Here is a 12,564-nt window from a genome sequence, read left to right on the forward strand (position 1 = left end):
AATGCCATCGCGCGCCGCTCCGTAGGTGTACAACTTGCCGTCAGGCCAGTAGTTGAGCACCTCTTCAAACTTTGCCTGGGCTTGGCCAGTCAACCATGTGGCCTGCACATGCGGCGCGCCGTTCCACATCCGCGACAGGACCCGTTGGAAACGCCAGTTGTTGGTGCGCAGGAATAAAAGCCCGTTGTCTTCGTACCCATACTGGAACAGGTCGAATCCCGCGGGCTGGACCGCCCACATTGTATTGTCCACGCGGTAGCCATACCCAAATCCGCCTCCATAACCCGCTCCCGCCTGCTGCAAAACCCCGCGCCGACCACCCGCGTCCCAAAGCTGTATGAACTGGCTGAGGGTATTCCCAGCAAGGCTCACAATTTCGTTGGTGGCCTGGCTGTAGCCGTCGGGCCAGCGCTTGACGGTGGTGGCCGGATTGACACCCGAGGTTTGTGCGTAGTTGGTGACGCCCCCCCGCTTGTCATAATCAAACACGGTCACCAGTGTGTGTTCCGGCACCTTGCCGCCTGCAGCGTTGGTTGCCACTCGCCGAAACAGGTCGTATGTGAAGGTGTTCGTCACCGCCCTGCCAAGATCGACGGATTGCTGCACCAAGCCAGCCCATGGGCCGGCCGCCGTGATGATATTGGTGATATTCCGAGTGATTTGGGCACCGTTGAAAATCCGCTCGCTCGTTGGCTGGTTCGCCAGATTGTAGGTCGCTGACCATGTGAGCCCACCTGGCATCGACATGCTCGTCAACCCACCTTCGCCATTATAGGTGTGAGTCACGGTTGCGCCGTCGGCGAGTCGTTTTGTTTTAACACGTCCCAGTCCGTCGTAAGTGATTGCGGTCTCCCGGCCCATTTCATCGAAGATGGCAACCGTCCGTCCGGCGGCATCAAAGACCGTCCGCGCCACATAAGCACTATTGAACTGGCTGTTGTTAGGTCCGAGGAAGCGCACCGTCGCCACAACTCTGCCATTCGAATCCAAAGATGTGCGGTTCGTCAGAATTTGCAGTGAACCCGCTGAAGTCCCGATTTGCTCTTCAACGTAGTGTTTATCGTGGGAGTAAAGATAGCGTTTGGATCGGACTAGCGCATTGCCGGCGTCACGAATTTCCTCCAGGACCGGACGTTGGAGCGCGTCGGTGGCTGTCACCGCTATGCGGCCAATTCGGTTCCGATTCGTCGTCCAAATCCCCGCCGCGTCATAAAAATTCGTGCTGACCTGCTGGCCGGACAGCGCAGTCTCCGGCGGACCTCCGGCAATCTTGACCCGGTCCAAGGCGTCGAACGTTGAAAAGAATACAGCCCCAGCCGCATCAATGTTCGTGGTGGTGTTTCCACGGCGATCGAACATGTTGGTGATGCTGACAAGCACAGCTCCAGTTCCCAACTTGAACTGCCTGCCGAGTTGCCGCGCGGAATCCAAATACGTAGTTTGCCAATAGCTTCCATTGGGTTCGTATTCACGCACCGGACGTCCAATCAGATCGTAATTCCATCCGTTGGTGGTGCCGTCGGCATTCTTTCGGAAGTACGGCTTTCCTGCAATCGTGTGTAAAACCTCGGTGACGCCACCCAAAGCATTTGTGCTGAATTTAATTTCCCCTCCCGGCTCATACGCCACTGAATTGGTGGAGAGAGCGTTTCCGCTCGCATCGTGAAACACCTTCCGCGTGAGCTGGCCGATGGCGTCATACTGCATCACCACATAATTGCCAACCGGGTCCGTTTCTCTGATCAGGTTTCCGAAGGCGTCATATTGATAGGTAGTGATTGAATACAGCTCGTCGCCAGATTCGGCTTCGACGAGACCGCCCGGGGTGGCCCAACTGCGCCATCGCACTTCCACAATCTTTCGTCCAGCTCCGTCGTAATCCATCCAAACGTAATCCTCCGGATCATACTGCGGCCCGTCAGACCACGTCTTCTCTCCGTTGTGATTGTAATAGGAATACTCCCAGCCTAGCGGAACGCCCGCTCCCGGCTCATACGTTTCCTCGGCAATGACACGGCCAAGGCCGTCGTGCTCGAAGCGATACGTGCGCCCGGCGGCATCCACCTTTTTGAATAACTCCCCGCGCGCATTGTAAAACAGCCAGTTCGTGACGTGCGGATCCGTTGTCGATGTGTATCGAATTTCGTTGGTGATGAAGCCGCCGCCGTTGTAGCGGTATTCATTGGTTGCAGCGTCCGGGGAACCGAACGCCCGCACTTCCCGCAGCAGCATGCCAAAGGCGCGGTTCGTCCAGGTCCGGTTCCCCGCTGGCACAACGCTCGTCACGCTGCCGTAGAACATCGCATTCGTGACCATCGGCTGCGCCGACTTGTAGGAAATCACCCGGCTCGGCAGGAATTTAAACGAAGCGTCGTAGTGAATCGCGTTGCTGTTGCCCAACGCGTCGATCATGGTGATCGCAAGCTGGTTCGTGTTGTAGGCAGTGCGGGATGATGACACCTGGGTTCCCACTCCATTCGTCAGGGCGCCGGTCACGATCGTGTTCGTGACATTCCCAAACTGGTCGTACCGATACTCCGTCCAAAGCCCCCGCTTGTCCTGCTTCTTCCAAATGCTCCGGGGATAATACCCGGGCTGCGAGGGGTTTTCGTCATACCACTGCTGCGTGATCGTCTGACTGAGTGGATCGGTAATCTTCGTGATCCGGCTGTTCGTGTAATCATAACGCGTGACCTTGTTGAAAACATCTGTGATGAGCGTGTGCCCCGTGATGCCGTTGGTGAACGAGTTTGTCAGGACGAAGTTGTTGTTGTAAATGAACTGCGCGTTGGTGACGAGGTTGAGATCAGACCCTACGGTTGCGGCTTGTATCGTCACCCGGCGCTGTGAGTCATAGACATTCCTCAGCATTCGGCCCTCCGGCTTCAATTCATACGACAACAGGTGCATGGAGTACGGCTCCTCGGTGACTTTGCCGGAATTCGTGACGGATTGGGTGCTATGCTGGTACTCGTACGCAATCTCCGAGGCGTCCGGCAATGTCACCTTAACTAAATCACCGAAGTCGTCGTAACGGTATTGAAGGTGGCGGCCATCACCGGAAAATGCCTCAACAATATGCCCGTATACATCATACCGGAATTGGAGGTAGCCGCCGCTCGAACTGTCCACACGGATCAATTCCCCAAAGTCGGTTGCAAGTTCGTTGGTGCCATACGTGAAGATGAGGCTGTTGCTGCGACTGTCCCGCCATTCCGCCAGGTAGGGACGGCTTCTTTCAAGAAAGTTTGTGCCTAGGTCTATGGGGAACGCCAGCAGCTGGTAACGCCTTACATCGCCGTTCGGGCTCAGCAGGTAAAAATTGGTCTTTGTAGCCTCTTCCTTCCGCTCGATTCGGGACAAAAGCAGGTTTGCAGTGGAACCCACACCTTCAGTCCGATAATTGACGAGGCTCGGGTTTCGGAGGAGTGTCGGAACCCACAGGTTATTGTTTGTTGATGTTGGTTCATAAGCAAGGACACAGCCGTCGGGCTCTGCTGCATACATTACCGTGCCATTGGTTGTGACGCTGATGTATGGCGTAAAGGCCATCTTCCAACCGAATCCAAACTGGTTGTCGGCCGTGTTGTGACTTGAATAGTTGCGGCGAACCTCGAGTGGCAAGGGACCCACCAACGTCAGGTCCACTGTATCAACATAAAACTCCCCGGAAACCGCATGGACAGGATCGGAGACCGCAGACCAAGCCTGCTTGAGGGCGTCTCCCACCCAGCCTAGAAACGACCGGGATTCGCCGAAGAAAGTACTATTTGCATAAGTCTGGTTGAACCCGCTTCCACCAACGTTGAGGTATCCCGCCGCTTGAAAAGCCCATTGGTTTTGAAATGGGGTGTAAGTGTAACCGCCTGCCAGCGAATGTTGATAAACGCTCCAGGTCTGGGAAGCGTTGAACGTCTCGTAGGCGAAAGGATGATATGTGCTGCTTGGAGTGGAATAGTTGACTGAATAGTTTCCCGCCCAGTTCACATTCAAAGAGACGTTCCACAGGTTACCTGCCATCAGGGAAGTATCCGGGATGTAAGCACCCCAACCTCCATTGGCATTTCCGCTGATGAGGGCGGAGTATGTGCCATTACGATCGATGATTAACGCTCCTGTACCTGTATAGTCTCCGCCGTCGCTGGCGATACTACCCGGTGTCACAAATGCCTGGCTCTCGCTGCTGCCGATTACGCCTTCAATCACACGATCCCAGATGGCGGAATCAATCCTGTTGGGTGAGTAACCACCGAAGAATGAATTGGTTTCCACGAGACGCACGTTCCCCTGATTGACAAGCAAAATGGGCTTCTTGTTTGAGTTGGTCGAATTTCGACGTGAAGCAAGCTGCAGCAGTCGGACCGTCGAGATTGCATCAGCCTGCTGATAGAAGCTGTTGATGATTTCATGCTCTTTGGCGGAGGCATCGACGATCGACAACAGGTTGAAGCCGTCGTTTCCAAAATTCACTTCTTCTGGCGAGTCCGGGCGCGACGTTGGACATAAGGCCGTATAGCGCTGGTTAAAAAACATGTCCACGCTCGGCTGAACATATATCATAGGGCCGTCTGGAAGATTCCCGTTCTGTTGCACTTTTGCAATCAGACGGGCTGACCCGATGGCCACGGTGGCAACTGGGGTCCTTCGGTGAATCCGCGCGAGTTCAGGAAGAAAACGGTTGCATTTTTCATAATAGGCCATGCCCATGAGATAGGTGAGGGGCCCATGATACTGCTCAACAGCTAGCTTGTTTGTTATCGAGGGAGTCGCTTTGATCTGTCGTTCCATTTCCCAGACGTTCCGGGCGAGCGGCTCCAACATCTCCTTGGAAACACGTCCGAAATTTAAACAAAGGGCGTTGAGATCCCCCCGCGATATTTTCATTGTCCGACTAACCGTATCGGGATTGTCCAACACGCGGTAGCGATTGAGGGTGACCTTCACGCTCACGTCGGTTCCTGGATTGGGGAACGTGAGCACCTGGGCGTTGACAATTGACCCGTTTGTGAAACTGTTCGTTACCGTGACTCCGGATCGATATGGCGCCAAATAGAGTTTCAATCGGAGGTTGGAATCCGGATCCGACGTGGCTCTGTCGTGCACGAGCAGTAACGGCCTATTGTGTATATCACACGTGCGGAGGCCAGAGGTGTTCATGATATTAGTGCCGAAGCGAAGCACTTCGATCTGGACGGTGTTAAAAATATGCCCCGATGGAAAAAGGAAGGGATTCCAACTCGTAAACGTCGGCGAAGTGAGGATAGAATCCGAAAGCGATTCGGCTATTCGATTAGTGGGAGCGAGAATCGTGGGGGTAGGGAACTCGTCCCAGGAATTGTACGCTTTCCGGCGGTTTACACATCGCACTCCCATTTCATCGTAGGAAATTCCTGGAGCGTTTGTCGCTAGATACTGCCGTGCGAACCGTGGAAATAACGTTTCGGGAGCGTCAGCTGGCCCGCCAAAGCTTATAACTTCTGCTCGGTTTTGGATATAGCCAATCACCCATTCCATCGGCGTGTCATACTCCGGCGGCATAAAATCATAAAGGTTGGGTCCCTCAATGATTTCCGTGTCTTTTATCCAGGGAAACAGATGAACCCAACGGTTATCAATGTAGGCAGCGACCCAGGGGTAATTGACCGCAATGTATTCGTACGAATTGCTCTGTTGCGTGAAGGGGTCGTAAGCGCCTTTGAGTTGAACGCGTAGCATTCGGCTCAGACGGCGGTCCAGCATTCCCATTCCCCCATTAGTGGTGAATGCATAGACCGAGGGGATGCCTGCCTGCCGCATCAGGTAGACGAGCAGGGCGCATTGTTCAACCGGTGAGCCTTGACGCTCCAGAAAAGTGGCCAGTGCGCTCCGGTTTACTCCACCGAGGCGAACCATTCCTTTCATGATTTGATTTGTGCCCAACGGGTCGATCGCATCCGTAAGGTCAATTTCGTTTTGCACAAACCGCGCGAGAGCCATTGGGTCATGCTTCATGGACTGAACAAAATCGTCGAGAGTCGGATGACGCCTAAGTTCGGGGCTTTGGTCGAGATTGGTGTACGTTCCAACCGGCTGCGGGACCTGCACGACGTTGCTTACCACCAATTTGGTATCCAATATCTCGTCGAGCGACTTTCCATCATACAACGGAGGCAACGGCTTCCCTTCAAAGTGAATCTGCGAAAGAAACCGAATATTCCATGGGGGGGCAGGAATGAACTCAGCACTGTAGAGTGGCGTCCAAGTGGGAGTGTGACTCCCAGACAAAGACATCCAACCGTTAGCGCCCTGACCCTTGAATTTTACAACGAATATATAATTTGTCGCCACATCACGTGCCTCGTGAGTCAATTCAAGGACGCCGTTGTTGGTAACGCCGTAAGCAAACGGATACTCGCGAGTTGAAAGCGTTGTTGTAAGGCCAAAAGCGGTGACAGACTGTTTGAGACCATTGGTCAGGAAAGTAGACCATGCGTTGTTGGTGAGAAGGTAGTGGGGTATGGCCACATCCGTCGATCCGACGAGAGCGAAGGTGGCGCGAGAATAGACGTCAATCTTCAGAGCGTTCGAATACTGGTTCAGGAAAGGATAGTCGTTTGTAATCGCTGGACATCCGCTGAACACGACAAAGCGATACGACCGTTCGGCAAAAAGTGAGGAGCCGCCGACACGAGAACCGAACGCAACGATGGGATTTTGAGTCGGAATGCGGAGTGGAAGATGGGTCTGACCGTTCGCACCCGAGTTTGTCTCGTTATAATGATACGCGAGTGGTGCATTTGTAAAAAAAGGAAGCAGGTTAGTCACTATTCCGCCGCTTGGCGCCAGCAATTGCCCGGTCTGGAAATCCAACGGAATCACGAAAGATGCAAAATCAGCATTTGTTTCACTCCCACGCCGATAGGCGCCGGGATGCACCTTCGTAGAAGACCAGTTACGAGAATATCCCCAATCGAGGCCGGCACCATACGCGACCGGCGTGCATTCAAAGGTCATCCCACTGCCTAATGGACGTGCCCCCCAGTATTTCAGTGTCCCGCTACTGTCCAGGCAAGCTGATGTGTGGAATGTCGTGAAGTCGTCGTCATTAAAGTCGAGCTCGTCATAACGCTTGGGCCCAGTTTTTCCGATATAGAGCACCTTAGCAGGGTTAGATACCACTGTCGGGGAAAGTCGATAGTCCGAACCGCAAAAGCCGAGTCCCCAATACCAATCCTCGTTTCCGTTTCGACCCCACACCCACATTTTTCCGTCGCGATCGAGCGCATACCCTTGGCGCGATCCGGCCCGAATCTGGCATATGTTGCTGAGCGATGAGTTCATAGTCGGAACCAACCGATTATTTTGGTTGCCAAGGCCCAGTCTTCCACTCTCGCCCTTACCCCAAACCCAAACGGTTCCATTAGTCCTGAGTGCCATTGAAAAGTCCTCGCCTGCGGCAATTTCCATGACGCCATCTAAATTTGGAATCAGAATGGGACTTGCTCGGTCAGCTCCTATTGGGATGTTGTCATCGCCAAGCTGCCCCCCGCCGTTATCACCCCATGCCCAAACCGATCCATCTGAAGAAAGGGCTAACGCGTGATCCATTCCGCATGCAATTCGAATAGCATTGGTCACGGTCATCACTGAAACCGGCAAAGTGACCTTTCCCGGCGACTTAGAGCCAATTCCAAGCTGCCCCTGGTCATTCTGTCCCCAGCTCACTAAGCGGCCGTTCGGAAGAATGGCAACGGAAAACTTGAAACCGGCATCGATATCTCGCGCTGTGAGATTGGGAATTTGTCTCGGCGTGTGACGGTCGAGCGTATCTCCCAATCCGAGTTGGCCGTCTTCGTTTGCTCCAAACGACCAGACCGATCCATCCCATTTCAGAACGTGCGAGTGACGGCTTCCGGCTGCGACGGAAACAGCGCCTAGAATCGCCGGGATCCTTCTCGGATAGTCAATCCATCCTCCGTCCGGTGAGTTATAGAGACCCGCGAGCTGTCCATGGCTATCGCCGCCCCAACCCCAAACCGTCCCATCATGTCGAACCATCAGCCCGAACTGTGAGCCGCAAGCAATTATTGTCCGATTCTCCATGTTTGTGAGAAGATTCTGGCTAAATCCGCTCAGACAAGCTGGAACCAAGGCGCAGAGCAAAAGGATGTGCCCAAACAATAGTGAATAGAGTGGAGGCGGGTTCATGGGAGTGGAGCCTATCGAGATACAGTGGAACCGTTTGCAGGCGAATCGATCGTGATCGAGGCTGGCATAGATCCAGCCAGGTGCGGGCTTGACCCCAGAAAATCCTCAATTAAGTCAGGCCATCCGTCACCGTCACTATCGAGGCTGATATCGAAATGAAAATCGGCTCCTATGGTTTCAGGGTCCAGGCAATAGTTGAAGGTCTGAAGATTATCGAACACTCCCTTCGCCTGCAGGCCCGCAGATCGGCTGCTTCCAAGCGAGAACCCGAGAGCCCGCGCGGCCAGCCCGGGGTGAGCCGTTACGCCCGACCCAACCGCTGCAAGGTTTCCATTAATATATAGTGCCGTTCCGTTGCTGGAATACGTGAGAACGACCTGCTGCCAAAGGTTCGAAGTCCATTGCACAGACGTGGATACATTTGTTATCAGAGTTCCGGCGGTGTTGGTCTGGGTGGCGAACCATAGGTTTGTTCCAGTCGGATGCAATCCGATCGCGAACCACCCGTTGGTCGTTCCCTTGCTGCCAACTTCCAGCAGACGCGATTCAGTCTGTGGTCCAGTTCCACCCGCATTTAGGCTGGTCCAAAGCGGTTTAAACCAGAATCGAATCGATCCTTTGCGAAGGACCAAATTCGCATTGCAATTGTCAGTGTCTTGATCTCGATAAACCAGCGACGAACCGGTGTTCAGGATGCGGACTGCATTGCTGTTCCAGCTAAAAACTCCCCGGAGATCATTCGTTTGCAACGGTAACTGGCCTTGTGCACCAACCCACGTGTTGGTATTGTTGAATCCCCAATGCCCTAAAGCCACAGGCTTGACGCTGTCTGAATTCTGCGGATCGGTGATATCCAGAGCTTCTTGGCAGTCGCAGATCCCATCATAGTCCGAGTGATTTGTGCCCCACACCCTGACCACAAAAAGCCCCAGATTTGCAATGAGGTTTGAACATCCCGTCCCCGACGCGGTCGCCGTCACCGTGACATTAAAATGGTGGTCCCCGGCTTGAGTGAATGTTGCCGGCAATGCGGGCGTGAACACCAGATTTCCGGAAACATAAGAAACAGTATTGGTCTCGAAATGTTGAAGGTTGTAAGCGTAGTTTATCCAATCACGGACCAGGGCCGGGCTGAACACCGCTGCAGAACTCATGACTGGTAGTGTCGGGCTTCCCCCAGTGCAAATATTTGTGGTCATGTAATTGAGAGTGCCGGGGTCGATCACATCCCCGGCCTGCAGGCACCTGTTTGGAGACGGGTTGTGATATCCGATGTCTACAGGTGTGCTTCCCTCAGGAGAATCGAAAGGGACCTGTGTTGTGAAATCGTGCAGCCCAACATTGCCTGCGCCGACGCTCCCCGCATCGATCAATGGCGAATGGGCCGGAAGATAGAAGCGGCCAAATGGTCCAACCTGCCAGTTGTGCGTTGAGTTCGTGACGTTTCTGCCGCCCGTTGGGACGGCTGTGGCAGCGCCAAAAACGTAAGCATTGTGGCTGTTCGTTATGTACAGCGGGTTGCCTCCCGAAGGGTTGCCAATGGAAAAGAGCGTGCGGTCGAATGTGCAATCTTTGATGCTGGAATACCAGTAAGGCGCTGACGGCTCGGAGTGGCCGAAGTCAACCCATCCACCATAGTGAGTGCAGTTGCGTAACACAAAGCTCGCGGCGGACAACCCAGTGTTGTTGACCAGATAAATCCGATCGAACAGTGTATTGGTGTATGCGCTCTGGGTATTGTAACCCCCCTGATTGCCAACGTAGAACTCGCAGTGGTTTGCCGTAACCCGAAGCATGTTGTTGTAGTCGCGAAAGTGGCATGGCCCCGCAGCCAGCAAATAACTCCGGAGGAACGTTGCGACAATGCGTGACGGATTATGCGTTTGCATGGAACCCGTTCCGCGGATTCCGGCAAGCCATCCTTTCTCATTCCACGTGTTGTTTACCCCTTCCTGGACTGTTGAATAGCGCGCCAGGATGCAGGGCGAATCAGCGGTCCCAACCAGACTCGCTGTGACTCCATTCGGGATCGATATGCCATAGCCAGGGCCGCTTGATCCCGGCAGTTCGAACCATCCTACAGCAGTCCCGGGAGCGAACGTGATGTTTGTGTTCGCAGTCACGCCCCCAAACACATAATCCAAGGCATCGTAATGGAACCCCCGATCTGGAATGTCCAACTCCCTTTCGACGATAGGGCCAAAGGTGCTTTCGACAGAAAATATCTCGTTTGAGAACACCGTTGGCGGGAAAGTGGTTTTTCGTCTTAGTTCCGCCGAAAGCCTCGGCGTGATCGCCGTGACACCGGAGTTGCGATTCGTGCTTCCGGAAGGGAGATAATGATCTGCGGCCCCAACAGTGTGAAAAATTCCGTCGCTGCTGGAATGAACACTCACAGCCTCGTGCGCGAATGGAGCGGTGTTGGTAACGGCGATCAACAAGCTGTTCGTCACGAAAAAGTTTGTGCCCAGGTTGTGGTTCAACCAAGATGCCGTGTGAGATGTAAGGTGCTCAACATGACCCACAGCGCCGTTGCCGGTGAAGTTGGTAAGGACACGGACAAGCAGGGCGTTTTGAACTTTAATTGTTGTATTCGTCACGGCGAATCCCACACCGCTATTGAGCACCTGGACGTTGCCGAATGTATGCGTTGAACCGCCGTTGATTGCCACCGCGGTTTGCGCGTTTGCGATCCGCAGGTTCCACAATTCATAATCGCTTGCGGAAACGCCGGCATTCAAGTGCAATGCGGTCCTGGCGTACTGGCCGTTTCCTGGATTGCCGGAAGCGCCAGGTAAATTCTCACCCGCGCGATTGTCATCCTTTGATATCATTAGCACTGGCCCGTAATTGCGCCCCAGCCATGTTATGGGAGTATTAACCAGAAGGGAGGCGTTGCTTGCGTACTTGATCACAGTGCCGCCTTCAAATGTCGTGTTTGTTCCCCAGAGGCTGACGTTGCCGCTTATGTAGAATGTGTTGTAGGAATCGAATATGTAATCCGTTTGACTCGTGTTAACGGTTACATAATCAAGTACCAGGCCGCGCATTGGCTTTGAAACCGAGGCCATTTTGATTTCACCAAGCGGATTTCTGGCAAGACGCCGAACGGGCAATATCTGCTGCAACGACGCCGTTCGCCGACGTGGACGAACTGTCGAGTTCATGGCGTTGTCTGCTTCGGGCAGTGCCTCCAGATCCTCGTGCAAATCCATCACGTGCACCTCCTCCACGAGCACATCCCGCCCATCGATCGTTAGCCACTGCTTGGTGACCGGTATTTCTTTGCTGTCGCGGTCCGTGGAAAAGGCTTTTCCGCGGCCCATCGTCATCGCGCCGAATCCAAGACTCTCGTCGCGTATGAGTTTTCCTGAATGAGACGTGAAAAAATCCGCGGTTCGGACCGGTTGCGGAGGATCCAGGAATTCGGTCAAAACCTGCAACTTTGTCGTTGCGGGATTCATACCGTAGTCCGCAGGAGGAGGCGGCTGCTGATGAAGAACCACATCCTGTTCGAACTCGGCCAACTTATAAGTGTATCGCAGGCTCGCAGTGAACCCATCGCCAGCAAAGCATTCGGGATAAACAATAACATTGTCACCATGTATCTCCCCGGTGCTGCTCTTCACCTCCGCAATGAGCGCATGCTGCCCGCTGTCAGAATCATGATATGCAAGACCAATCACCTGGGAGCGTAACCAACCTTTTTCTCCGGGCAAACTCATCTCGATAATTCCAGAGGCGTCAGCCGGCCAGATCACCTTGTGCTGTCCTTTATTCGCAACTGCCCCAGCTGAATTCGGCAGGATCTCGATTTTCTCCTGGGCTTCCTCCCACTGGCCGTCATCATTCCGAAAATGCATCGCAGTTTTGAGTTCCGTATAGCGCTGAACACGTGGCAGTGGGCCGTCCGGCGTCGGTTCATAAGCAGTTTTCTCCCAAACACGGTGATGCGGTCCCCGCTCCTTCACGCGGTAGGCGTGGGTCACCTGATCCGTTTGCACCGGTGCAGCAAGGACTGCGAACGAAAGTACAAGGAACACTCCAAAGCAAGAGCAAGTTCTCATATCATACGGAATTGGCCCGAGGAAATTCGAGACTCTCCTGTTTGCCGTGGAGATCTCATAGCTCCCTGCCACCTTTAGTTAGTCAAATATTTTTCCAACGTCCTGACACAGACATGTGTTATCGCGAGCCGGGATATTACGCTGGAATTTGGAACTTTGTAAAAGAGAGTGGGCTGTAGAGTCAAGGGGTTTTCTTGATGAAGTTCATGTTTGAAGGCAGTTTTCGGAGTTTGATGCCTTTGCAGAGAATTTGTGTGGCTGGACTGAGTCGGCAGGTCTGGAATTCAGTCCGGTCGACTTTTTTGCACGA

General features: G+C 53.8%; 2 protein-coding genes. Both read right to left on the reverse strand.

What is annotated here, in order from left to right; translation table 11 throughout:
- Positions 1-8,187 (reverse strand): DUF6531 domain-containing protein (locus VEH04_13050; GenBank protein ID HYG23704.1); only part of this gene is annotated, 8,187 nt, incomplete at its 3' end.
- 11 nt (positions 8,188-8,198) lie between these two features.
- Positions 8,199-12,050 (reverse strand): LamG-like jellyroll fold domain-containing protein, encoded by a 3,852-nt coding sequence (locus VEH04_13055; GenBank protein HYG23705.1) that lies wholly within the window; start codon positions 12,048-12,050, stop codon positions 8,199-8,201.
- Positions 12,051-12,564 lie beyond the last annotated feature (514 nt).

This window comes from Verrucomicrobiia bacterium (assembly GCA_035629175.1).
In the GTDB taxonomy this organism is placed as follows: Bacteria; Verrucomicrobiota; Verrucomicrobiia; order Limisphaerales; family DASXHY01; genus DASXHY01.

Coding starts and splice junctions, on each gene's coding strand:
- VEH04_13055 (HYG23705.1), bottom strand. CDS start 12,050: ATGCATTTTCGGAATGATGACGGCCAGTGGGAGGAAGCCCAGGAGAAA.